Source organism: Pseudogemmobacter humi, from assembly GCF_900609055.1.
GTDB lineage: Bacteria > Pseudomonadota > Alphaproteobacteria > Rhodobacterales > Rhodobacteraceae > Pseudogemmobacter > Pseudogemmobacter humi.
In genome coordinates this window covers 1-22,137 of record NZ_UXAW01000075.1, presented here as the reverse complement: position 1 = coordinate 22,137, position 22,137 = coordinate 1, and the positions used below count along the sequence as shown (strand labels likewise).

Sequence of the window (22,137 nt, the reverse complement as noted above, 5' to 3'; positions counted from 1 at the left end):
GTTACGGCTCGCGGATCAGCGCGGCGTGGCGCAGTTCCTCAAGGTAGTTCTCGGCCATCCCGTCGAGCTTCTGGTTCAGGATCTGCTCCTTGATCCGCTCGCGGTTGGGCTCGGCCTCGGTCACCGGCTGGCGTTTGCACAGCATGATCAGCCGGATCGCATCGCCGCGCGGCAGGACGGCGAATTCGTTGATGTCCAGCTTCGCCAGTTCCAGCCCGACCTCGGGCGACAGTTCGGCCACGTTCTGGCTGCGGATCGTCAGCTGTTCGGGCGGCAGCCCGCGCGCCAGCGCGTAAAGGTCGTTGCAGGTGTCAGCCCCGGCCCGGATCCGCGCCAGTTCGGCCGGATCGTTCGCGATCACCAGATCGGCCCATTCGACGCTGACGCTGACCGGCGCCGCTCTTTCATCCTTCGCGATGCCGCGCAACTGGAACAGAACCACCGCGCCCGGCACCACCACCGGCGCCGAGACATCGCCGTCGCCAAGCGCCAGCAGCTGCGAAGAGATCGCCGGCGGCAGGTTCGACAGCGGCAACCAGTCGGGGATACGCCCGCCCGAGGGCGCGGTCGGCGCCGCCGAATGCTGGCGCGCCGCGGCGGCGAAACCGCCCTCGGTGGTGATTTCCTGCGACAGCCGTTTCGCCAGCGCGAGCGCGGCCTCTTCCTTGCCCGGCTCGGCCGGGATCACCAGTTCCGAGACCAGCACCTTCAGCGCCCGCGGCCGGGTGGCGGAATCGAGGAATTTGTCGACATCGGCCTCGGAAACCGGCACCCGGCCGGTATAGCGGTCGCGGACGATCTTGCGCCAGATCGCGCCGGCATGGACGAAATCGCGATAGGTCTCGGGCGCGATGCCGACCTTCTGCAATTCGGCGACAAGCTGCTCGGCGGTCAGGCTGGCGCGCGAGGCGAATTCCTCCATCCCATTGGCCAGTTCCTCGGGCGTCAGCTTCACGCCAAGGCGCTTCGCCTCGGTCATGCGCAGCCGGTCGTCGATCAGCGACTTGACCGCCTCGGTCTCGGGATCTCCGGGCGCGTTCAGCAGTTGCAGGAACAAAGCGCGCTGGACCACCTCGTATTCGGTGATCACCTGGTCGTTCACGTAAAGCCGCGGCGCGAAAAGGTTCTGCGCCATCGCCGGGGCGGGGAAGGTCACAGCGCCGCCCGAGGCCCCGAGAAGCAGCGCGGCCAGAAGCGCGGCCCCCAGCGTCTTCGACCCTTGCCCCATGCGCTGCACGTCTTGCGGTTTCGTCATCTTCCCGACCGTCTGCCCGTTTTTCCGCGCCTCGGGCGCTGTTGTCGCCCCGGCTGTTTTCATCAGCGTTTTCAGTAGCAGCGCCGCGACGGGCCGGCCGTTCTGCCGCTGCCAAATCCGATCAGATCGACCGAAAGGCCGAAATCCGTGGTCGGCGTCACACTATCCGACGATGTGAAGCGGCGCGAGAGGGAAAGATCCACCGCCACGCATTCGTTGCGGAATTCCACCCCCAGCCCGGCGATGGTGCCGCGATGCGATTCGAAGTCGTAGCGCCCCTCGGCCTTGGCAACGAGCGCGGGGTTCACCTGCCAGGCCGCATCGAAGGTCAGCTCGCGCGAGGGGGCCGGGCGGTTCTCGGTGGTATCGGCCACCGCCCAGAGCGCCGAGGATGCCAGCGACAGCCGCCCCGAGCTGAGCGCAAGGCGCAATTCGCCTTTCGACAGCTCCAGATCGTCGTCGAACACCGCCCGGCCGGTGGCGGAAAAGCCGTTCGCCAGGCTGAAACTTGCCGCCGTCAGCCAGTCCGAGCTCAGTCCGCCCAGGCCCGAGGCGGGGCCGAAGCTGTCTTTGTCGCTCACCCGCAGCACTTTGCCGAGGGTGAAGCCCACATTCCAGCCCGCCGGATCGTAGCGCGTCCAGGTCACGCCCAGATTGGCGCGGCTGGATTGCTCGATCGCGTCGGCACCCGGAAAGCGGTCGAGCGACCAGAGCCCGCCCTCGTCGAATTCGACCAGCACCGAATCCTCGTTGGGAATGCCCGAGCCGTCGCGCCCGGCGGCGACAAGCTGGATCACCGGCTCGATCACATGGACGGCGCCGCCCTCTGCCGCTTTCAGCCAGGGCCAGCGCAGCTCCACCCCGGCCGCGGCGCTTGCGCGGGTGTAGCGGCCTTCGTAAAGCGCATCCTGGCGCAGGCGGTAGGCGTCGAGCTGTGCCTCGCCCAGCACGGTCGTTTCGATCCCGGGGTCCGAGACGAAACTGCGCCGCCAGTCGATGCGGACCGAGACCCGCCCCATATCGCGCCCGTCCGAAATGCCGTCGCCGTCCGGGTCGAGCGGGCTTGACGAGGTGCGGTAATGCGAATGGGTCTGCACCCTGAGCCCGCCCATGCCTCCGAGCGGCCCCAGCGAGAAGCGGCGGTGGAAGGTCATGTCGGTGACCAGCGAGGGCAGGGTGTCGTTGTCGTCCTGGTCCCTCAGCGACTGGAAGCTGACCAGCCGGGCCGAGAAGAAACCGTTCCTGCGCACCCGGCTCAGCTCCAGCCGGCTGTCGAGCCGGTCACGGTCGGAATAGCCGTAATCCAGCAGATAGGCGTTGTCCGAGGTGGTTTGCAGATCGAAGGTCAGCCGGAAGTCGTTGACCAGATCGAAACTGCCGCGCGCCAGCAGATAGCCGCGCTGCGGATCGGTGGTCAGATCGTCGCCGGTCACCGCGCCCTGGATCTCGATCGCGCCGCTGCGGAAGGCCTGGCGGTAGCGCAGTTCCAGCGTCTTGCTGTTCTTCGTGGTCAGATAGGGGGTGACGGTCAGGTCACGGTCCGGCCCGAGCGTGATGAAATAAGGGATCTTCAGCCCGGTCCCGAGGCTGGATGTGGTGCGCAGCCTGGGCGCAAGGAAGCCGCTCGCGCGGTCGAGCGAAGGGTCGGGCAGGCGCAGGCGCGGGATGTAGAACACCGGCACTCCGGCGACGCGGAACTGGGCGCGGTCGAACCAGATCATCCGCGCCTCTTCGTCGTGGATCACCCGGCGGGCGCGGATCTCCCACAAGGGCGTCGGATGGCTGGCGCAGACCTTGCAGGACGAGGCCACCACATTGTCGAGCGTGGAATACCGCCCGCCGATCCGCGCCATGCTGTCGGCGGCAAGCTGCAACTGGCGGTCGAGGACAAGCCGCGCGCTGGTCAGCAGCCCCTCGGTCATATCGGCCGAGAGCGCCGCCTGCGAGGCGAGGACCAGAACGCGGCCCTCGGGGTCGGTGAGCGTCAGAGGCCCGTCGATGGTCAGCGAATCCGCCGCTTTGTCATAGGTCACGCGGGCCGCGGTCAGCCGGTAGCCCTGGTGCAGCACCTCGACATTGCCGGCGGCGCTCAGCCGGTTGTCGCCCGAGATTTCCATCCGGTCGGCGATCAGCGTCGCACGCTCCTGCGCGCCTGCGGGCAGCGCCAGCGCGGCGATCAGTGTGCCCATCAGCGCGCCCGTCAGCGCGAGAGCCGCGAAAAGACGGCGGGGGTGCATGTCAGCCGTCCTCCAGATGCAAGAGAAGCCCAAGCGCCAGCAGCACCGCCGCCAAGGGCGGGCTCCATGCCGCCAGAGATACCGGAATCTGCCCGCTGTCGCCAAGGGCCTGGGCGAAGTTGCGCAGGAAGAACAGCGCGAAACCGGCGAGGATGGCGTAAAGCACCCGGATCCCGGTCTTGCCGAACCGCGCATGGCGCATGGTGAAACCGGCGGCGACCAGCACCATCGCGGTCAGAAGCAGCGGCTGCGCCAGTTCCATCTGGAACCACAGCCGGTAGCTGCGGGCCGAGAATCCGGCCTGTTCCAGCCCGGCGATGTAAGACGGCAACTGCCAGACCGGCACCGCCGAGGGAGTGCCGAAACTGTCGCGGATCCGCTCGGGCGTCAGATCCGAGGGCAGGCGGGTGCCGTCGGGCCAGCGGGTGGCCGAGAGTTCCGGGTTGGCCGCCTTCAGGTTCCAGACCTTGGCGCCGGTCATGATCCAGGCGCCGCGGGTGAGTTCCGCGCTTTCCGCCTCGATCCGGGTCACCGGCACGCCCTGCTCGCCGAAGGTCAGGAACGAGACATTGTGCAGCACGGTGCCGTCGAGGCCCGCGCGCTGCGCCTGGATCACGGTCTGGCCGTAGCTGCCGCCCTGGCGCAGCCAGAGCCCGGCGTCCGAGACCGAGAGCACCGCGCCCTGCGCGGCATATTCCGCCGAAAGATCCTCATAGGCGCGCGAGGTGGCGGCGACCAGCGGGTTCAGCACCGCCACCGCCAGCGCGCCGATCAGCGTGGCGACCAGCACCGGCACCATCAGAAACCGCAGCCCCGAGCGCCCGGCCGCGCGCACCACCACCAGTTCCGACGACCGCGCCAGCCCGAGAAACAGCGCGATCGAGCCCATGACGAAGATCAGCGGCAGGATGCGGTAGAGCGTTTCGGGCACGTTCAGCAGCGAAAGCCGGAACGCATCGCCGAGGCCCGCGCCCTTGCCCGAGAACTTGCGCAGCTGCTCGATCATGTCGATCAGCATCAGGATGCCGAAGAAGATCAGGAAGACCTGGCCCACGGTGGTGGCGAAACGCCGCGCGATATAAAGGGAAAGCGTCATGCCGCGGCCCCTTTCGGCCGCCGCCGCGGCCGCCCGGCGACCCACAGCAGCACCGTTGCAAGGATCACCCCGACCAGCGGCGCGGCATAGACCAGCGGCCAGCGGTTGTCGGCCTTCAGTGCCGCGCCCGAGCCGGCGGTGTTGATCAGTTGCAGCCCGATGATCAGCAAAACCGCGATGCCGATCTGCCGCCACAACCCGAAGCGCGAATAGCCCCCCAGCATCAGCGCGGCAAAGCCCAGAAGCGGCGCCGCCAGCCCCAGAAGCGCGGTGGCGATCCGGCCGTGGCCTTCCTCCAGCAGCGCCGCTCGGCTGGCGCCGGTTTCCTCCTGCAAGGCGGGGGGCGCCGCCAGCAGCGCGAGGGTGGAAACCTCGCGCAGGCTTTTCAGCCGCCCGTCCTTGCCGCCGATGATCCCGGCCATATCCAGGGTGAAATCGGCGAACCGGGTCAGCGACAGGCGGCGGTGGCCGTCCCGGCTCATCCTTTGCGCCATGCCGTCGAGCATGACGAGTTTCGGCGCCGTCTCGCCGCGCACGATCAGCGCCTGGCGGGCGGTGTAGATCACCCGCTCGGATTCCGCCCGGTCGTCGGCGAGGAAGATGTCGTTCAGCTCGCCCAACTGGCTGATCTCGCGGATATAAAGCGTGATGCCGTCGGCGGGATGCATGAAGCGCCCCTCGTTCAGAAAGCGCGAGGTGATGTTTCCGGCGATCTCGGCGCTGCGCTCCGAGAGCCGGGCCTGGCTCATCGGCACCAGAAGGTTCGTCAGAACCATCTGCATCGAGAACACGCAGATCCCGAAGAACAAGACCGGGCGGGCAAGGCGGAAGGCCGAGAATCCGGTGGCCTGCATCACCACCAGCTCCGATTCCTGCATCAGCCGGTTCACCGCGTAAAGGCAGGCGGCGAAGGCCGAGACCGGCAGCACCAGCCGGATCACGTTCGGCAGCGTCAAAAGCGAGAATTCCACGAACACGATTGCCGACTGCCCGTCGCCGATCAGCTGATCGAACAGGCCCACGGCCCGGTTGACCCAATAGACCGCCACCAGCACCAGGCTGAAAAAGCCGAACAGGGCCAGAAACTGGGACAGAAGATAGCGGTCGAATCTCGACAAGGGACTCTCGGGGGGATCTCGGGTTGCGGGCCTTGCGGCTCGGGCCGGACCCTAGCCGAAATCGGTTCCGGGTAAAACTCATATCTGGCCAAGCGGGCCGGGCAGGACTAGCTTTGCGGCAAGGCTTTGCCGGTCGGGCGGACCGGGCAGAGGGACCAGAGACTTTTGCAAGGGAATTCAACCGAATGTCGCAGCCAGTTCAGATCCGGTATCAGGAAGCCGATGCGGGGGCGCTGACGGCTCTTGCGGGCCGCATCGCGGTTTTCGCCGATGCGGGGGCCGCGCTGTCGCCGCTTTCGCGCCGGCTCGACCGGGCCGCGAAAGGCGCGCTTGCGCGGGCGGTCAGTTCGGAGGCTTTCGCGAAGCTGAAACCCGGCGAGGGGCTGGAACTGGCTTTCCCCGCGGGTCTGGCCTGCGACGTGTTGCATCTCGTGCGGCTGGCGCGGCGCACCGATGCGGCTTCGGCGCGGAAGGCGGGTGCCACGCTCGGCGCGGCGCATGACCACCGGGCGCTGACGGTTCTGGCGGAAAGCCATCCGCGCGCGGCGGCGATCGCCGAGGGGTTCACCCTGCGCGCCTATGGGTTCGAGACCTACCGCTCGGCCGAGAGCAGGGAGCCGGGCGAGGTCGCCTTTCTCGTGGGTCAGCCCGGGGCCTTGGCCGACGAGGCCGCCCCGCTGAGCGCCCGCGCGGATGGTGTGCTCTTCGCCCGCGATCTGGTCAACGAGCCCGCCAATGTCCTGACCACCACCGAATTCGCCACCCGCCTCGCCGAGATGCGCGGGATCGGGCTTGAGGTCGAGGTGCTGGAGGAGGCGGAGCTCTCGAAACTCGGGATGCGCGCGCTGCTGGCGGTGGGCCAGGGCTCGGAAAGCCCGTCGAAGGTCGTGGTGATGCAGTGGAAGGGTGGCGCGAAAGGCGAGGCGCCGCTGGCGCTGGTCGGCAAGGGCGTCTGTTTCGACACCGGGGGCGTCTCGCTCAAGCCCGCCGCCGGGATGGAAGACATGGTGATGGATATGGGCGGCGCGGCCACGGTCGCGGGGGTGATGCGCACGCTCGCGCTCAGGAAGGCGCGGGCGAATGTCGTGGGCCTTGTGGGGCTGGTCGAGAACATGCCCGACGGCAAGGCACAGCGCCCGGGCGATGTGGTGCGCTCGATGAAGGGCGACACGATCGAGGTGATCAACACCGATGCCGAAGGCCGCCTCGTGCTGGCCGATGTGCTCTGGTATGCTCAGGACCGCTTTTCCCCGCGCGGCGTGATCGACCTTGCCACGCTGACCGGCGCGATCATCGTCGCGCTCGGGGCCGAGAACACCGGGGTGTTCTCGAACGACGACACGTTCTGCAACGCCTTCCTGCGCGCGGCCCAAGCCGAGGGCGAGGGCGCCTGGCGGATGCCTCTGGGCGAGGCCTATGATGCGCTGCTGAAAAGCCGCCTTGCCGATATGCGAAATTCCTGCGGCCGCGAGGCGGGATCGGTGACGGCGGCGCAGTTCCTGCACCGTTTCATCCGGCCCGGCATGCCCTGGATCCATCTCGACATCGCCGGCACCGCCTGGAGCAAGGCCGGGACGCCGCTCAGCCCGAAGGGCGCCACCGGCTGGGGGGTGCGCGCGCTCGACCGGCTGATCGCGGATCGTTACGAGGGGTAAGCGCATTGGGGGCGGTGAAGTTCTACCACCTGACGCGCCATGCGCTGGACGAGGCGGCGCAGATGCTGCTTGGCCAGGCGCTGGCGCAGGGCTGGCGGGTGATGCTGCGCGGCCCCTCGCGCGAGGGGCTGGAGCGGCTGGACAGCCAGCTCTGGCTGCGCCCGGAAGAGGGGTTCCTGCCGCATGGCCTGGAAGGCGGCCCGCATGACGCCGATCAGCCGGTGCTGCTGGGAGAGGGCGCGGCGGTGAACGGGGCCAGGGCGGTGATGCTGCTTGCAGGTGTGCGGGTCGAGCCGGAGGAGGCGCGCGGCATGGAGCGGGTCTGGCTGCTGTTCGAGGATGCCGACGAGGCTCAGGTGAAGGCCGCGCGGGCGGAATGGAAGGCGGTCACCGCCGCGGGACTGGCCGCGGAATACTGGGCCGATGCTTCGGGGCGGTGGGAGAAAAAGGCCGAAAGCGGCGCGGGCGGCTGAGGGCGGATGCCTCCGGCGGGGGTATTTGGGTCAGGATGAAAGGGGCAGGCGCGCGCGTGACGGCGGGCGCCGGGGATATTTTCGGCAAGAGGAAGGGGCAGGCGGCGCGGGTGTTTCAGCGGCTGAGGATCATCCGGTCGCCCTCGATGCGGATGTCGAAGCGGCGCAGATATTCCATGCCGAGAAGCGAGCCGTCCATCGCGCCTTCGTTGACGTAAGCCGGCAGGCTGTGGTCGGTGAAGGGGCCGAAGGTCACTTCGTCGAGCGTGACGCGGGCGGTGCGCACCACGCCGTTCGCGGTCATGGCCTCGCCGAGGAAGCGCAGATCCCCGGGGGCGAAGCCCAGCCGTTCGGCGTCGCGCCGCGACAGCACCATATTGGTGGCGCCGGTATCGGCCATGAAGAAGACCTCGGTGCCGCCGATGTCGAGCGCGGCGTAGAAATGGCCGTCGGCGGCGCGGCGCAAAGCCATCTCGCCCCCTTCGGTTGCCATCTGGCGCGGGCGGGTGTCGGTGCGGATGTCGTCCCACAGCCCGTAGCCCGCCATCAGCCCGGTGAAGATCAGCCCCCAGGCGGCGGCCGTGCGCAGGGCCTGGCCCATGCGGCCGCGGTATTCCACCATCACCCATCCGCCCACCGCCATCAGCAAAAGCGCGAGATAGGCGAGGCGAGGCCAGAGTTCTGCGTCCATCCGGGGGTCTCCTTTGCGCCAGATATGGGGGAAAGCGGCGCCCTGGGGAAGGGGTTCAGCCCGCGATCAGACCGGTCTGACGCACACCGTCGATCACGAACTGCACCGAGAGCGCGGCCAGAAGCATCCCCAGAAGCCGGGTGATCACCACCGTGCCGGTGCGGCCCATCAGCCGCTCGATCGGCGGGGCCGCCAGCAGGAACAGGAATGTGACCAGCATGATCGCCGCCAGCAGCCCGATCACGGCGAGCTTCGCGGGCCAGTGCGCGCTCCAGTCGGGGCCGGCCTGGCCCATCAGCAGGATCATGGTGGCGATGGCGCCGGGCCCCGCGATCAGCGGCGTCGCCAGCGGGAAGACCGAGGGGTCGTGGTCGGGGTCGGGCTGCTGGCCCTCGCGGCGCTGCGTGCGGCGCTCGAACAGCATGTCGAGGGCGGTCAGGAACAGCAGAATCCCGCCGGCGATGCGGAAGGCGGGCATCGAGATGCCGATGAAGCCGAGGATCGCCTCGCCGAACAGGCCGAAGACCAGAAGCAACGCCGCGGCGATCAGGCAGGCGCGGCGCGCCATGGCGCGGCGGTGCCCGGCATCCATCCCGCGGGTGAGCGCGATGAACAGCGGGATCAGCCCCGGCGGGTCGATCACCACGAAAAGCGTGGCGAAGGCGGTGATGAGAAAGGCGCTGTCCATGGCCGAGGATAGGCCGGATCGCGGTCGGGGCCAAGCCCGGGCCCTTGCGTCAGGGGCTGTATCCGCGGCGGCGCTCTTCCGCCCTTACGGGCGTCATCGCCAGCGAAGAGGCCCGTAAGGGCCGATGAGCGGCGGGGAAGCGGGCGGATGTTGCAAAGATGAAAACGGGGAAGGCGGCGCCTTCCCCGGTCACTCGTGACGCCGGCGGTGAAATCACTTGCCGCGGGTGATGAAACGCTCTTCGTCGGCCATGAAGGTCTTGTCCTGAAAGCCCGCCTCGTTCGAGCCGAAGGGCATCTGGGCCTGGAGCTTCCAGCTTGCGGGAATGTCGAAGGCATCCGCCAGCGCCGCATCGGCGATCGGGCTGTAATGCTGGAGGCTGGCGCCGATGCCCTTCTCGGCCAGGGCGGTCCAGACCGCGAGCTGCGCCATGCCGGCCGAATGCATCGAGAAGCCCGGGAAGGCGTCGGCATAGAGCGGGAAGTTCTCTTGCAGGCCCTTGATCGTGGCCTGGTCCTCGTAGAACAGCACCGTGCCGATCCCGGCGGCGAAGCTCTTCATCTTGGCCTCGGTCGGCGCGAACTGATCGGCCGGAACGATCTTGCGCAGTTCCGCCCCGATCAGCGACCAGACCTTCTCGCTTTCGGCGCCGAACAGGATCACCGCGCGCGAGCTTTGCGAGTTGAACGACGAGGGCGCGAGCCGGATCGCCTCTTTGATCAGCGCCTCGATCTCGTCTTTCGGCAGCGCGACATTGCGGCCGAGCGCATATTGGGTGCGGCGGGTGCGGAGATGTTCGATCACATTCGACATAGGATTTGCCTTCGGTTCTGCCGCAGCGCGGCGATTTCGCTGCACTCTATGTCTTACCGCACCGGAAGAATTTCAATCCGGTTTATCTGTGCAATATCGAACAGAGACCGTTGGTCTCTGCGCCGGATTCAGGAATTCGCTTTCTCAAGGTTCTCCTGCGCGGCCATCCACAGCGATTCGGCGCGGGTGATCGCCTCGGCCACTTCGGCATATTTGCGGTTCCAGACCTCCAGATCGCCCGCGCGCCCGTCCTCGTACAGCGCGGGATCGGCGAGCTTGTCGGCGAGCTTTCCGCGCATCTCCTCCAGCTTTGCCAGCCGCTCCTCGCATTTGCGCAGTTCGGCCTTCAGCGCCAGCATTTCCTCGCGCCCTGCGGCCTTCGGCTTTTCCGCCTTCGGCCGCAGCGGTTTCGCGGGCTCGTCCGGGGTCATGAGCAGGCGGCGGTAGTCCTCCAGATCGCCGGTGAAGGGCGCGACCTGGCCGCCTCTGACCAGCCAGAGCCGGTCGGCGACGAGGCTGAGGAGGTGCATGTCGTGGGAAACGAGGATCACCGCGCCGGAATATTCGGTCAGCGCCTCGACCAGCGCCTCGCGCGACTGGATGTCGAGATGGTTCGTCGGCTCGTCGAGGATCAGGAGATGCGGCGCGTCGATGGTGGCGAGCAACAAGGACAGCCGCGCTTTCTGTCCGCCCGAAAGCCGCCCGACCGCGGTCTCGGCCTGATCGGCGCCGAGGCCGAAACCCGCCAGCCGCGCGCGCAGTTTCGACTGATGTTCTTCCGGGCGCAGCCGCTGGACATGCTGCAAAGGCGTGTCCGAGACCACCAACTCGTCCACCTGATGCTGGGCGAAATAGCCGATCCGCAGCTTCGACGAGCGCGTCACGCGCCCCTCGCTTTCGCGCAGCTTGCCGGCGAGCAGTTTCGAGAGCGTCGATTTCCCCTCGCCGTTGCGGCCCAGAAGCGCGATCCGGTCGTCCTGGTCGATGCGCAAGGCCAGCCGCCGCAGGACCGGCGGTCCGCCATAGCCGACCGAGGCGCCGTCGAGCGTCAGAATGGGGGGCGAGAGTTCCTCGGGTTCGGGGAAGGTGAAGACGGTCTTCGCGGCTTCCTCGGGGGCGGTGATCGGGGTCAGCTTTTCCAGCATCTTGACCCGGCTCTGGGCCTGGGCGGCCTTGGTCGCCTTGGCCTTGAAACGGTCGACGAAACTTTGCAGATGGGCGCGGCGGGCCTCGACCTTCTTCGCCTCGGCGGCCTGGACGGCGCGGCGCTCGGCCATCTGGCGGGCGAACTGGTCGTAGCCGCCCTGCCAGTAGGTCAGCTTGCGGTTGTCGAGATGCAGGATGCCCTGGACGGCGCGGTTCAGGAGGCCCCGGTCATGGCTGATGATGATGACGCTGTGGGGGTATTTCTGGAGATAGCCTTCCAGCCAGAGCGCGCCTTCCAGGTCGAGATAGTTGGTCGGCTCGTCGAGCAGCAAGAGGTCGGGCTGCGCGAACAGCACCCCCGCCAGCGCGACCCGCATCCGCCAGCCGCCCGAGAAGGCCGAACAGGGCATGAGCTGCTGGTCGGGCTCGAACCCGAGGCCGCGCAGGATGGCGCTGGCGCGGGCCTCGGCCGACCAGGCGTCGATGTCCGCGAGTCGGGCCTGGATCGCGGCGATCCGGCCGGGGTCCTCGGCGGTCCCGGCCTCGGCCATCAGAGCGGCGCGTTCGGTATCGGCGGCAAGCACCGTGTCGAGCAGGGTATCCTCAGAGGCCGGCACCTCCTGCGCCACGCCGCCGATCTTCGCACGGGCGGGCAAAACGATCTCGCCGCCTTCCAGCGCGAGTTCGCCCCGGATCAGCCGGAACAAGGTCGTCTTGCCGGCGCCGTTCCTGCCGACGAGGCCCACCTTGTGGCCGGTGGGAATCGTGGCCGAGGCGCCGTCGAACAATGGACGGCCCTCGACGGAATAGCTGATGTCCGAGATCCTGAGCATGGCGCCCGGCTTGCCCTGGCCCCGGGGCAAGGTCAACCGGGCGTAAGAAGTTGTCCGCGCCTTGCAGGCGCGAATGCCTCCGGCGGGGATATTTAAGGACAGAAAATGACCTGCGCGCTTTGCTTATTTTCTGTCTCTGACTATCCCGGGTCGGCCGTCGGTTTCGCCATCGGTTCGGGAAACCGATGGACGGGGCCCCCACTTTTCTTCGCCTCCGCCCCGTGCTAGCAGCCCGCTCACGAATTCGGGCCGCGATCCGGCCCCAACCCATGGAGAGGCTCATGGCCGTCGAACGCACCCTTTCGATCATCAAACCCGATGCCACCAAACGCAACCTGACCGGCAAGATCGTCGCCAAATTCGAGGACGCCGGTCTGCGCGTCGTCGCCTCGAAACGCATCCACCTGTCGGACAAGCAGGCCGGCGCATTCTACGCCGAGCACAGCGAACGCCCGTTCTACGGCGAGCTTTGCGCGTTCATGGCGTCCGAGCCGGTCGTGGTGCAGGTGCTGGAGGGCGAGGGCGCCATCGCGAAGAACCGCGAAGTGATGGGCGCGACCGATCCGGCCCAGGCCGATGCCGGCACCATCCGCAAGGAATTCGCGCTGTCGAAGGGCGAGAACTCGGTCCATGGCTCGGACAGCGAGGCTTCGGCCGCGCGCGAGATCGCCTTCTTCTTCTCGGGTCTCGAACTGGTCGGCTGAGCGCAAAAATCTTCGAAGATTTTTGCAAATTCCTTTGAAGGAATTTGGCGCGCCCCGTCAGGGGCGCGCTTTTTCGTCTGTGCAGCAGGTTTTGCCCGAGGCTAGTCCGGTCAGGATCGGGCAATCGGGCCGGTGGTCCCCGGCGCAGGAGCGCACCAGATCGGCGAGCGTGGCCTGCATCGCCTTCAGCTCTTCGATCTTTTCGGCGATCTGGCCCAGGTGGCGCTCGGCCAAAGCCTTCACATCGGCGCTGGCGCGGGACTGGTCCTCGTAAAGCGCGAGCAGCGCGCGGCATTCCTCAATGGAGAAGCCCAGCGACCGCGCGCGCCCGAGGAAGGTCAGTTTGTGCAGGTCGCTGTCGCGGAAGGCGCGGTAGCCATTGGCGGCGCGCAAGGGGCGGATCAGGCCGATTTCTTCGTAATAGCGGATGGTTTTCGCGGGCAGGCCCGCGCGCTCCGCAACTTCCCTGATGTTCATGCGACCTCCCGGATGAGACGCAGCCTGAGCGCGTTGGACAGGACGAAGACCGACGAAAGCGCCATCGCCCCCGCCGCCAGCATCGGCGAGAGCTGCGGGCCGCCGAACGGGACCAGCAGCCCCGCCGCCACCGGGATCAGCGCGACGTTGTAGCCGAAGGCCCAGGCGAGATTCTGCCGGATGTTCCTGAGCACCGCGCGGCTGATCTTCAGCGCCGAGGCCACCGCCAGCGGGTCGCCGCGCATCAGCACCACGTCTCCGGCCTCGATCGCCACATCGGTGCCCGAGCCCATGGCGATGCCGACATCCGCCGCGGCGAGGGCGGGGGCGTCGTTGATCCCGTCGCCGACGAAACCGCCGCCGATCCGGGCGATCAGCGCCTGTTTGCCCTCGGGCAGGACGCCGGCGTGGATCTCGGAGATGCCGATCCGGCGGGCCACCTCGCGCGCAGCGCCCTCGGTGTCGCCCGAGATCATCGCCGGGGTGATCCCGGCCTCGCCGAGCGCGGCGATGGCGCGGGCCGAGGTGGGTTTCACCTGATCGGCGACCCGGATCAGCCCGGCGACTTCGCCGTCTTTCGCGACATAAACGAGGCTCTCGCCGCGCAGGGCGGCGGCGTCCGCCTCCCGGGCGAGCGGCCCGGGGATGGCGGCGAACATCCGCGCGGCGCCGACGCCGATGCGGGCGCCTTCCACCGTCGCCTCGGCCCCATAGCCGGGGCGGGCGGTGAAATCCGAGGCTGTGGGGGCCTCTCCGGCCGCGGCCAGAATCGCGCTGGCGAGCGGGTGTTCGCTGCCGCGCTCGACCGCCGCCGCCATCGGCAGCAGCCAGTCGGGGCCGGTGACGCCGACGACCCTGGGTCTGCCCTCGGTCAGCGTGCCGGTCTTGTCAAACGAGATATGGGTGACATCGGCCAGCCGTTGCAGCGCCTCGCCGCGGCGAAACAGCACCCCCATCTGCGCCGCGCGTCCGGTGCCGACGAGGATCGAGACCGGGGTCGCCAGCCCCATGGCGCAGGGGCAGGCGATGATCAGCACCGAGACCCCCGCGACCAGCGCCGCCGCGATATCGCCGGTCACCATCAGCCAGGCGGCGACCGCCACCGCCGCCACCGCCATGACGGCGGGCACGAACCACAGCGTGATCCGGTCCACCAGCGCCTGGACCGGCAGTTTCGAGCCCTGGGCCTCCTCGACCATGGCGGTGATGCGGGCGAGCACCGTATCGGCGCCGACCGCGCGCACCTCGATCATCAGCGATCCGGTGCCGTTCACCGTGCCGCCGGTGACGTGATCGCCCGCGACTTTCGCGACCGGCAGCGGCTCGCCGGTCAGCATGCTTTCATCCACCGCCGAGGTGCCGGAAAGCACGGTGCCATCGACCGGCACCCGCTCGCCCGCCCGCAGACTGACGCGCATTCCGGGGATGAGGGCCGAGACGGCGATCTCCGATCCGTCCTCCAGCCGGGCGGTTTTCGGCTGCAATCCGATCAGCCCGGCGATGGCGGCGCCGGCGCGGCCGCGGGCGCGGGCCTCCATCGCGCGGCCCGCGAGGATCAGCACGACGATCACCGCGGCGGCCTCGAAATAGACCGCGCGGGCGGTCTCGGGGATCAGCGCGGGCGCGAACAGCACCAGCGTGGAATAGGCGAAGGCCGCGAAAGTGCCGAGGGCGACTAGACTGTTCATATCCGGCGCGGCCCGCAGCAGCGCGGGCACGCCCTTGAGGAAGAAGCGCCGCCCCGGGAAGATCAGCACGAGCGCCGAAAGCACGAACTGCATCAGCCAGAGTGCCTGGTTGCCGAAGGTCATATGCAGCCAGTGGTGAAAGGCCGGGATCAGATGGCCGCCCATTTCGGTCACGAACACCGGCAAGGTCAGCGCCCCCGCGATCAGCGCCTCGCGCCAGAGCGCGGCTTCGTCCGGGACGGGGGGCGCCGCCTCGTCCAGGGGGCGCGCGCTGAACCCCGCTTTGCTGATCGCGGCGGCGAGGGTCGCGGGATCGCGCGGCTCCCACATCTCTGCCGTGGCGCGGCGGGTGGCCAGATTGGCGCGGGCCGAGATCACCCCGGGCTGCGCCATCAGCACCCGCTCCACCCGGCCGGTGCAGGAGGCGCAGGTCATCCCCTCGACCGCCAGCGTCACCGAGGGACGCACCACCGGATAGCCGATGGCGGCAAGCGCCGCGCCCATCTGTTCGCGGGTGGCGGGGGCGCGGAAGCCGACCCGCGCCTCGCCGCTGGCGAAATTGGCGCTGGCGCTTTCCACGCCGGGAATGGCGGTCAGCGCGCGCTCGACGCGCCCCACGCAGGAGGCGCAGCTCATCCCTTCCAGCTGAAGGCGGGCGGTCTCAGAATCGGGCATCGGATTTCCTTTCGGAATCCCATATGGGGATTCCAGTCACGGGAAGGTCAATCCCGCCCGCGACATATCCGCAATGCGCCGGACGGGGGCTTGACCTTCCGGTGGGGGCAAGCCCCATATCGGCCGGGAAAGGAGACCGCCATGACCGTTCTTTCCGTTCCCGATATGAGCTGCGGCCATTGCAAGGCCAGCGTCGAGGCCGCGCTGAAGCCGATCGCCACCCTGGTCGAGGTCGATCTGGCCGCGCGCGAGGTCCGGGCCGAGGGCGCGGGACCCGAGGCGCTGATCGCGGCGCTGGCGGCGGTGGGGTTTCCCGCCCGGGTCGCGGGCTGAAATCGACCTGTCCGTGACGCTTTCGGACGGCCTGCGCGGCAGGGTGTGGCCTGTGCCGCACATGTGAACATTCCCGTCGCATTTATGACGAATCAGCCGCTTGTTCTTGCCCGAAGGAAGGAGCAGATGAGGAAAACGGCAGGTTCATCCGTGGAGCAGCAGATGGCAACGAAACAACAGCAGGGTGGCAGCAACACCCCTTCGCAACAGCCCTCGCAGCAGCAGGGCAGCGCGCCCCAGCAACAGCAGCAGCAGGGCGGCAAACCGATCTTCAACGACTGGGCCTCGATCTGAGCCCATCCGGACAAGCAGCGTCCTGACGCCAACGGGGTCAGCCGGGAGGCTGGCCCCGTTTCCTTTCCGACGAACCTTGCGCGATGACAGACCCGGTTTCCTCGATCCCCAATCTCGGCCCGGCCTCGGAAGCGGCCTTTGCCCGCGCGGGAATCCGCAGCGCGGATCAGTTGCGCGCGCTCGGGGCGGATGAGGGCTACCGGCAGTTGGTGGAGAGCGGCGCACGGCCGCATTTCATCAGCTATTACGTGCTGGTGATGGGCTTGCAGGGCCGGCCCTGGAACGATTGCAAGGGCGAAGAGAAGAAGGCGCTCCGCTGCAGGTTCGACGAGATCTGCGCCGCCGCGCGGCAATCCGACGCAGGGCGGCTGAGCGAACTCGACGCCGCGCTGCGGCAGATCGGCGTGGTGGCGCGGGCGGGCTGAACCGGCGGTTCAGGCGACCTTGAGCTGCTGGCCGAGAGAAGTATTGCCGTCCACCAGATCGGCGAGCGTCGTGCGGTCGAGCCTGGCATAGAATGCCGCCAGTGCCTCGGCCAGGACGCAGGACAGCCGGCACGATCCCATCAGCGCGCATTTGCCGTCGGTCTGGCCGATACATTCGCTGAACGGCAGAACCTTCTCGAAACGGCGGAATACTTCGCCCACGTTGATCTGCGTGGCGTCGCGGGCCAGCATCAGCCCGCCCGCCCGGCCGCGGATCGTGTGCAGGAACTTTTGCTGCGCCAGGAGGTAGATCACCTGGGCGAGATGGTTTTCAGAGGCGTTGCAGGCCTCGGCGATCTCGTGACGGCGCACGATCCGGCCCTGATTCACCGCACAGAACATCAGGGTCTTCATCGCAAGCGACGTGCGCATGGTAAGATGCATCGGCTGGTCTCCTCCGGCCACTGATACGACAGAACTTCGGGGAATCTGACCCGCGCGAAACGGTCTGCGCCATGACATAGATCAGATATGTCTTTTTTCCGGGCAGGAGAGGACCAGGCCGGCGACCGCGCGCCCGGGGCGCCGCAATCGGCCTGACCCTGCCCGATACCGCGCCCGGCCCGGAACTGGTGCTTGACACCGCGCGGCCCTTGCTGACAGCACAGAGCGCCCGCGACCACAGGAGAGACCGGATGATCACCACCGTCGTCACCGCGCCGATTTCCGGCCAGAAGCCGGGCACCAGCGGGCTGCGCAAGAAGACCCGGGTGTTCATGGGACGTCATTATCTGGAGAATTTCGTCCAGTCGGTGTTCGATGTGGTGGACGCGGCGGGCAAGACTTTCGTCCTCGGCGGTGACGGGCGGTATTTCAACGACCGCGCGGCCCAGGTGATCCTGCGCATGGCGGCGGCGAACGGGGCTTCGCGGGTGATCGTGGGGCAGGGGGCGCTGCTCTCCACCCCGGCGGCGAGCCATCTGATCCGGCTGAACAAGACCGACGGCGGGCTGATCCTCTCGGCCAGCCACAATCCGGGCGGCCCGGACGAGGATTTCGGCATCAAATTCAACATGCCGAACGGCGGCCCGGCCCCCGAGGCGGTGACCGAAGCGATCTTCCGCCGCACCATGGAAATCGCCGAATACCGCATCCTGGAGGCCGAAGACGTGGATCTCTCGCGCCCCGGGCGCAGCCGCCTTGGGGGTATGCAGGTTGATGTGGTCGATCCGGTCGCCGACTACGCCGCGCTGATGGAGAGCCTGTTCGATTTCGCCGCGATCCGCGCGCTTTTCGCCTCGGGCTTCCGGATGCGGATGGATTCGATGTGCGCCGTCACCGGACCTTACGCGAAAGAGATCCTGGAAAACCGCCTTGGCGCCGCGCCGGGCACGGTGGCGAATGCGGTTCCGCTGCCGGATTTCGGCGGCATGCACCCCGATCCGAACCCGACCTGGGCGCATGCGCTGATGGCCGAGATGTCCGGCCCCGACGCGCCCGACTTCGGCGCCGCCTCGGACGGCGACGGCGACCGCAACATGGTGGTGGGGCGCGGGATCTATGTCTCGCCCTCGGACAGTCTCGCGGTGCTCGCGGCCAATGCCCATCTGGCGCCGGGCTACCGGGCGGGGCTGAAAGGGGTGGCGCGCTCGATGCCGACCTCGGCTGCGGCGGACCGGGTGGCCGAGAGCCTCGGGATCGCGCAGTACGAGACGCCGACGGGGTGGAAATTCTTCGGCAACCTGCTGGACGCCGGCCGCGCCACGCTTTGCGGCGAAGAGAGCTTCGGCACCGGATCCGATCACGTGCGCGAGAAGGACGGGCTCTGGGCGGTGCTTCTGTGGCTGAACATCCTCGCGGTGCGCAGGGAAAGCGTGGCGCAGATCCTCGCCGCCCATTTCGCCCGTTTCGGGCGCAACTACTACAGCCGCCACGATTTCGAGGCGATCGACTCCGCCCGCGCCGAGGCGCTGTTCGCCGCGCTCCGCGCCGCGCTGCCGGGGCTGAAGGGCCGCAGCTTCGCCGGGCTGACCGTCGAGGCGGCCGACGATTTCGCTTATAGCGACCCGGTGGACGGTTCGGTCTCGGAAGGCCAGGGCATCCGTATCCTGTTCGGTAAGGGCGCCCGCGCGGTGTTCCGCCTCTCGGGCACGGGAACCGAAGGCGCGACGCTGCGGCTCTATCTCGAACGCTACGCCGCCGGACCGGAAGGGCTGGACGAGGATCCGCAACAGGCGCTGGCTCCGGTCATCCGGGCCGCGCATGAGATCGCGGATATCGCAGGCCATACCGGCCGAAGCGCACCGGATGTGGTGACCTGATCGCCTCAGACCGGCCGGGCAGGGGGGGCCTTGCCCCCGTCCGCCTGCGGCGGACTCCCCCAGAGTATTTGGGTCAGGGTGAAAGGGCCTTTCATCCTGAGATAAATACCCCCGCCGGAGGCATCCGGCGCGGGCCGGGCGCGCGGCGCTCAGGCCTTGAGGCCGGTCTCGCGCAACAACCCGCGGCGCCTCGCCTCGTAATAATAGCCTTTGGAATACCACATGATCGCCTTGTCCTGGCTGCCGTCGGCCACCAGCCAGGCGCCGCGCAGATATTTGCCGCCGTATTGCAGATTGGTCTCTGCATCGAGCAGCCCCTCGGGCGCGCCGGTATAGCCCATGGTGCGCGCGGTCTGCGGATGGATCTGCATCAGCCCGTAATAGGGGCCGTTGCGGGCGCCGGGATTGTATTTGCTCTCGCGCTGCACCACGCGATGGAGCAGGCTCTCGGGGATCTGGTGCTGCGCGGCATAGCGCCGGATCAGCGCCCGTATCTGTGGCGTCTCGCCCGGGTTCAGATCGCCCCGATGCGTCTCGACCGGGGCGGCGCGTCTGCCGCAGGCCGCAAGCGCCAGCGGGGCGAGGATCAGAACGGCACGGCGCGAGAGGGGCATGGGTCCGGTCCTTTGAGCGGTTCGGGGCAAATCCATAGGCGGATGCGGCGCGGCGAGCAAGTCCCGGCCCAGAGGCGGGCGGAGCGCCGCTCTGTCATGACCCTGTTGCAGGGGCGGGGCAGGAAGGGATCGGGCCCCACCGTTCCCAGGGGCTTGCGCAGGCGTCGCGCCCAGATATAGTCGGCCTGAGCGCAGGCGGGTCTTCCGCCTGCACCCGACCGGACCAGAGGGGTGCGGCCAGACCAGTCACAGGCAGGGGCCAGACGGGATGGAAGGCAGAGACCCGGGATTGAAGAGCGGCACCGCCGCGGCGGAGCGCCACCCGTTCCAGCGCCTCTGGCATTGCCAGAGTCAGCGCCCTCTCCGGGCCGTTTGGCCTGTCATTGCGGAATTCATGTCGGGGCGCGCCATCGGGACGCGCCTTTTTCATGTCCGGCGCCGGAGGGCGGCAGCATGAGCCCTTCGCTTTCCGGCTTGCGCACCCTGGTGCTGAACGCCGATATGCAGCCGCTCAGCTGGGCGCCTTTGTCGGTCTGGTCCTGGGAGGACGCTTTCGTCGCGGTCCATCAGGAGCGGGTGGTTCAGGTCAAGAGCTATGAGGACGTGGTGATCCGCTCGGCCTCGCGCGAGTTCGAGGTGCCGGCGGTGGTGGCGCTGAAAAGCTACCGCAAACGCAAGAAGGTGGCCTTCACCCGCTATCACGTCTTCCTGCGCGACCAGTTCACCTGCCAGTATTGCGGCAGGAAGTTCGAGGCCCGCGATCTGACCTTCGACCATGTGGTGCCGCGCAGCCGGGGCGGCCAGTCGAACTGGACCAACATCGTCGCCGCCTGCGGGCGCGACAACCTGCGCAAGGGCAGCATGACGGTTGCCCAGGCCGGGATGAAACTCCTGCGGCCGCCCTTCGAGCCGACGGTCCACCAGCTCGACCGTGCCGCGCGCAGCCTGCCGGTGCCGCGTGGCGATCTGCATCAGACCTGGATGGACTTCCTCTACTGGGATGCGGAGCTGGAGGGCTGAGCCCAGGCAGGCGGATGCTTGTAAAACACACCATAAATCTCACCAAAACGGGGTTTATGGTGCAGGAAATGATGCATCGGATTCACAATTTGCCGGTTCTCGGCAAATTCTCTGCTGACATGCCTCGAAAATTTGGTTGGCCCTGATCTCAGGTCAAACTGATCGGGGCGGTGGTTGAGCGAGTTCTGTAGCCCTAAGCACACGAGGCTCTGGCGCGTTTCAATGATCGATTCGGTCATCGAAGATCGGCAAGGCAGATCGGAAAACCGATTTGCAGGTTCGGCATATTATCTTTCTATCTCCTGTGGTTACGCCTTTCCGAACTTCGGAAAGATTCTGTCCGGGAGCGCGGCAAGATGGTGGACCCCCGTTGGGCCGAGATGATGTTGACGGGCGACAGGCGCTTAAGGTTGAGTTACACGCCAACGGATATCGGGTCAGTATCTGACCTGATGATCTGAAAGGGCGGCCCGATGACCATATCATTCCTTGTCACCCATTCCGGCGGCTTTCATGCTGATGAGCTGCTTTCGACCGCAGTGCTGGCGCGGCTGTTTTCTGAAGCGAAGATCATTCGCAGCCGCGATGACGCTTGGATCAGCCCGGCCCCCGACCGGATCGTCTATGATGTCGGCCGGGCCTGTGACGCCGAAGCGATGATCTTTGATCATCACCAGCGCGACGCGCCATTGCGCGATGACGGGCAGCCTTACAGCTCCTTTGGCTTGATCTGGCGGCATTACGGGCGCGACTACCTTTGTGATTCCGGAGTTCCACAGGCGCATGTCGAGCAGATCCACCGCGAATTTGATGCAGACTTCGTGCTGCCGGTCGACCTCATGGACAATGGCGCGCTCAACCCGTCTGTTGCCGGCCCTTTGCTCGCGGATCTGACGCTGCCTGTCTTGCTGGACACACTGAAGCCGGTATTTGACGATCCCGATCCCGAGGCGGAAACCCGCGCCTTCCATACAGCCCTTGACATTGCGCGGGCCTTCGTCGAGGCGGCGATCCATCGCAAGGCCGCCAAATACCGCGCCGAGGCCGTGGTCCTGCAGGCCATTGCCGATGCTGGTGCCTCAAGGGTTCTGGAGTTGCCGCGGGGAATGCCCTTCCGCGCCGCGATCGAAAAGGCCGGCGCGGATCATCTGCTGTTTGTCATTCATCCCCGAGACAAGGATTGGGCGTTGACCGGCATCCGCAAATCCGGGGACGGGTTCGAACAGCGTGCCGATCTGCCGGCGGCATGGGCCGGCCTGACCGATGCCGAGCTTGAACGGGTGTCTGGTGTTCAGGGCGCGCGCTTCTGCCACAACGGGCGGTTCATCGCCGTTGCAGCTTCGCGTGAGGCCGTCGTCCGGATGTCGACGATCGCTGTGCGCGAGGCGAGCTTATCCACATAGTCGACAAGATTAAACTGGATGGTCGGGATGACATATGGAGAAAGCAATATATAGGCTTTTTTGAGCTATTCGGATTGATGCCGGACTTGTCCCTTTCCCAGATATTTTCAGCGCATGCGGACGGTCTCTGGCGTCCCGAGTGATGTGAAGCGGTTCATGCGGAGCAGGTGAATGCCAT

Annotated in this window: 21 protein-coding genes; 9 read left to right on the top strand and 12 right to left on the bottom strand. The window is 67.5% G+C overall.

The genetic code is table 11. The features are described from left to right. Position 1: 1 nt before the first annotated feature. From XINFAN_RS12460 to lptF, 4 genes are all read right to left on the bottom strand, one after another. Positions 2–1,255, bottom strand: coding sequence for a peptidylprolyl isomerase (locus XINFAN_RS12460; RefSeq protein WP_160144607.1), 1,254 nt, complete (start codon positions 1,253–1,255; stop codon positions 2–4). Positions 1,256–1,326: 71 nt separating this feature from the next. Continuing rightward, a complete protein-coding gene (locus tag XINFAN_RS12455) occupies positions 1,327–3,492 on the bottom strand; it encodes an LPS-assembly protein LptD (protein WP_233352201.1) in 2,166 nt (721 codons plus the stop codon). A gap of 1 nt (position 3,493) precedes the next feature. Continuing rightward, the gene (gene lptG / locus XINFAN_RS12450) at positions 3,494–4,588 is read right to left on the bottom strand and encodes an LPS export ABC transporter permease LptG (protein WP_124087196.1); all 1,095 of its coding nucleotides are present in this window, start codon (positions 4,586–4,588) and stop codon (positions 3,494–3,496) included. Beyond that, positions 4,585–5,706, bottom strand: a complete 1,122-nt coding sequence (gene lptF / locus XINFAN_RS12445) for an LPS export ABC transporter permease LptF (RefSeq protein WP_124087195.1) — start codon at positions 5,704–5,706, stop codon at positions 4,585–4,587. The genes lptG and lptF overlap by 4 nt, the downstream gene beginning before the upstream one ends. Positions 5,707–5,891: 185 nt before the next feature. Between lptF and XINFAN_RS12440 the strand changes: the two genes are divergently transcribed. Together XINFAN_RS12440 and XINFAN_RS12435 are read left to right on the top strand one after the other, a co-directional pair. Next, complete coding sequence (locus tag XINFAN_RS12440; protein ID WP_124087194.1) at positions 5,892–7,361, top strand: leucyl aminopeptidase; 1,470 nt, start codon at positions 5,892–5,894, stop codon at positions 7,359–7,361. Between the two features lie 5 nt (positions 7,362–7,366). Next, positions 7,367–7,834, top strand: coding sequence for a DNA polymerase III subunit chi (locus tag XINFAN_RS12435; RefSeq protein ID WP_124087193.1), 468 nt, complete (start codon positions 7,367–7,369; stop codon positions 7,832–7,834). Between the two features lie 115 nt (positions 7,835–7,949). On the opposite strand, the gene XINFAN_RS12430 is transcribed toward XINFAN_RS12435, so the two are convergent. The 4 genes from XINFAN_RS12430 to XINFAN_RS12415 form a co-directional block, all read right to left on the bottom strand. Continuing rightward, complete coding sequence (locus XINFAN_RS12430; protein ID WP_124087192.1) at positions 7,950–8,525, bottom strand: retropepsin-like aspartic protease family protein; 576 nt, start codon at positions 8,523–8,525, stop codon at positions 7,950–7,952. A gap of 55 nt (positions 8,526–8,580) precedes the next feature. After that, positions 8,581–9,213, bottom strand: a complete 633-nt coding sequence (locus XINFAN_RS12425; RefSeq protein ID WP_124087191.1) for a MarC family protein — start codon at positions 9,211–9,213, stop codon at positions 8,581–8,583. A 213-nt stretch (positions 9,214–9,426) separates the two neighbouring features. Then, entirely contained in the window at positions 9,427–10,026 is a 600-nt protein-coding gene (locus tag XINFAN_RS12420; protein WP_124087190.1) for a nitroreductase family protein, read from the bottom strand. 128 nt (positions 10,027–10,154) lie between these two features. Further along, positions 10,155–12,005 (bottom strand): ABC-F family ATP-binding cassette domain-containing protein, encoded by a 1,851-nt coding sequence (locus XINFAN_RS12415; RefSeq protein WP_124087189.1) that lies wholly within the window; start codon positions 12,003–12,005, stop codon positions 10,155–10,157. A 281-nt stretch (positions 12,006–12,286) separates the two neighbouring features. On the opposite strand from XINFAN_RS12415, the gene ndk reads away from it, so the two are divergent. Beyond that, positions 12,287–12,709: a nucleoside-diphosphate kinase gene (gene ndk, locus XINFAN_RS12410; protein WP_124087188.1), complete on the top strand. Its 423-nt coding sequence runs from the start codon at positions 12,287–12,289 to the stop codon at positions 12,707–12,709. A gap of 57 nt (positions 12,710–12,766) precedes the next feature. Here ndk and cueR read toward each other — a convergent pair whose 3' ends face one another. Continuing rightward, complete coding sequence (gene cueR / locus XINFAN_RS12405) at positions 12,767–13,186, bottom strand: Cu(I)-responsive transcriptional regulator (protein WP_124087187.1); 420 nt, start codon at positions 13,184–13,186, stop codon at positions 12,767–12,769. After that, positions 13,183–15,549 (bottom strand): heavy metal translocating P-type ATPase, encoded by a 2,367-nt coding sequence (locus XINFAN_RS12400; protein ID WP_124087186.1) that lies wholly within the window; start codon positions 15,547–15,549, stop codon positions 13,183–13,185. Before XINFAN_RS12400 ends, cueR begins: the two co-directional genes overlap by 4 nt. A 141-nt stretch (positions 15,550–15,690) precedes the next feature. On the opposite strand from XINFAN_RS12400, the gene XINFAN_RS12395 reads away from it, so the two are divergent. From XINFAN_RS12395 to XINFAN_RS12390, 3 genes are all read left to right on the top strand, one after another. After that, positions 15,691–15,882 (top strand): heavy-metal-associated domain-containing protein, encoded by a 192-nt coding sequence (locus XINFAN_RS12395; protein ID WP_124087185.1) that lies wholly within the window; start codon positions 15,691–15,693, stop codon positions 15,880–15,882. A 126-nt stretch (positions 15,883–16,008) separates the two neighbouring features. Next, entirely contained in the window at positions 16,009–16,176 is a 168-nt protein-coding gene (locus tag XINFAN_RS21740) for a hypothetical protein (protein WP_160144606.1), read from the top strand. 83 nt (positions 16,177–16,259) lie between these two features. Further along, a complete protein-coding gene (locus XINFAN_RS12390) occupies positions 16,260–16,601 on the top strand; it encodes a TfoX/Sxy family protein (RefSeq protein WP_124087184.1) in 342 nt (113 codons plus the stop codon). Positions 16,602–16,610: 9 nt separating this feature from the next. Here XINFAN_RS12390 and XINFAN_RS12385 read toward each other — a convergent pair whose 3' ends face one another. After that, a complete protein-coding gene (locus tag XINFAN_RS12385; RefSeq protein WP_124087183.1) occupies positions 16,611–17,045 on the bottom strand; it encodes an RrF2 family transcriptional regulator in 435 nt (144 codons plus the stop codon). A 251-nt stretch (positions 17,046–17,296) separates the two neighbouring features. Between XINFAN_RS12385 and XINFAN_RS12380 the strand changes: the two genes are divergently transcribed. Beyond that, positions 17,297–18,922 carry an alpha-D-glucose phosphate-specific phosphoglucomutase gene (locus tag XINFAN_RS12380; protein WP_124087182.1) on the top strand — a complete coding sequence of 542 codons (1,626 nt, stop codon included), beginning with the start codon at positions 17,297–17,299 and terminating at the stop codon, positions 18,920–18,922. 149 nt (positions 18,923–19,071) lie between these two features. Here XINFAN_RS12380 and XINFAN_RS12375 read toward each other — a convergent pair whose 3' ends face one another. Then, entirely contained in the window at positions 19,072–19,536 is a 465-nt protein-coding gene (locus XINFAN_RS12375; RefSeq protein ID WP_124087181.1) for a lytic transglycosylase domain-containing protein, read from the bottom strand. Positions 19,537–19,989: 453 nt separating this feature from the next. Between XINFAN_RS12375 and XINFAN_RS12370 the strand changes: the two genes are divergently transcribed. Next, on the top strand, positions 19,990–20,556 hold the full coding sequence (locus XINFAN_RS12370; protein WP_124087180.1) for an HNH endonuclease: 567 nt from the start codon (positions 19,990–19,992) through the stop codon (positions 20,554–20,556). Between the two features lie 473 nt (positions 20,557–21,029). Continuing rightward, the gene (locus XINFAN_RS12365) at positions 21,030–21,959 is read left to right on the top strand and encodes an MYG1 family protein (protein WP_124087179.1); all 930 of its coding nucleotides are present in this window, start codon (positions 21,030–21,032) and stop codon (positions 21,957–21,959) included. Positions 21,960–22,137: the final 178 nt, after the last annotated feature.

Bases quoted from the DNA above. Each gene is read 5' to 3' on its own strand.
- XINFAN_RS12380 (WP_124087182.1), top strand. From the start codon at position 17,297: ATGATCACCACCGTCGTCACCGCGCCGATTTCCGGCCAGAAGCCGGGC.
- XINFAN_RS12385 (WP_124087183.1), bottom strand. From the start codon at position 17,045: ATGCATCTTACCATGCGCACGTCGCTTGCGATGAAGACCCTGATGTTC.
- XINFAN_RS12425 (WP_124087191.1), bottom strand. From the start codon at position 9,213: ATGGACAGCGCCTTTCTCATCACCGCCTTCGCCACGCTTTTCGTGGTG.
- XINFAN_RS12460 (WP_160144607.1), bottom strand. From the start codon at position 1,255: ATGACGAAACCGCAAGACGTGCAGCGCATGGGGCAAGGGTCGAAGACG.
- ndk (WP_124087188.1), top strand. From the start codon at position 12,287: ATGGCCGTCGAACGCACCCTTTCGATCATCAAACCCGATGCCACCAAA.
- XINFAN_RS12370 (WP_124087180.1), top strand. From the start codon at position 19,990: ATGAGCCCTTCGCTTTCCGGCTTGCGCACCCTGGTGCTGAACGCCGAT.
- XINFAN_RS12390 (WP_124087184.1), top strand. From the start codon at position 16,260: ATGACAGACCCGGTTTCCTCGATCCCCAATCTCGGCCCGGCCTCGGAA.
- cueR (WP_124087187.1), bottom strand. From the start codon at position 13,186: ATGAACATCAGGGAAGTTGCGGAGCGCGCGGGCCTGCCCGCGAAAACC.
- XINFAN_RS12420 (WP_124087190.1), bottom strand. From the start codon at position 10,026: ATGTCGAATGTGATCGAACATCTCCGCACCCGCCGCACCCAATATGCG.
- XINFAN_RS12395 (WP_124087185.1), top strand. From the start codon at position 15,691: ATGACCGTTCTTTCCGTTCCCGATATGAGCTGCGGCCATTGCAAGGCC.
- XINFAN_RS12400 (WP_124087186.1), bottom strand. From the start codon at position 15,549: ATGCCCGATTCTGAGACCGCCCGCCTTCAGCTGGAAGGGATGAGCTGC.
- XINFAN_RS12440 (WP_124087194.1), top strand. From the start codon at position 5,892: ATGTCGCAGCCAGTTCAGATCCGGTATCAGGAAGCCGATGCGGGGGCG.
- XINFAN_RS12375 (WP_124087181.1), bottom strand. From the start codon at position 19,536: ATGCCCCTCTCGCGCCGTGCCGTTCTGATCCTCGCCCCGCTGGCGCTT.
- XINFAN_RS12365 (WP_124087179.1), top strand. From the start codon at position 21,030: ATGACCATATCATTCCTTGTCACCCATTCCGGCGGCTTTCATGCTGAT.
- lptG (WP_124087196.1), bottom strand. From the start codon at position 4,588: ATGACGCTTTCCCTTTATATCGCGCGGCGTTTCGCCACCACCGTGGGC.
- XINFAN_RS12415 (WP_124087189.1), bottom strand. From the start codon at position 12,005: ATGCTCAGGATCTCGGACATCAGCTATTCCGTCGAGGGCCGTCCATTG.
- XINFAN_RS12455 (WP_233352201.1), bottom strand. From the start codon at position 3,492: ATGCACCCCCGCCGTCTTTTCGCGGCTCTCGCGCTGACGGGCGCGCTG.
- XINFAN_RS21740 (WP_160144606.1), top strand. From the start codon at position 16,009: ATGAGGAAAACGGCAGGTTCATCCGTGGAGCAGCAGATGGCAACGAAA.
- XINFAN_RS12430 (WP_124087192.1), bottom strand. From the start codon at position 8,525: ATGGACGCAGAACTCTGGCCTCGCCTCGCCTATCTCGCGCTTTTGCTG.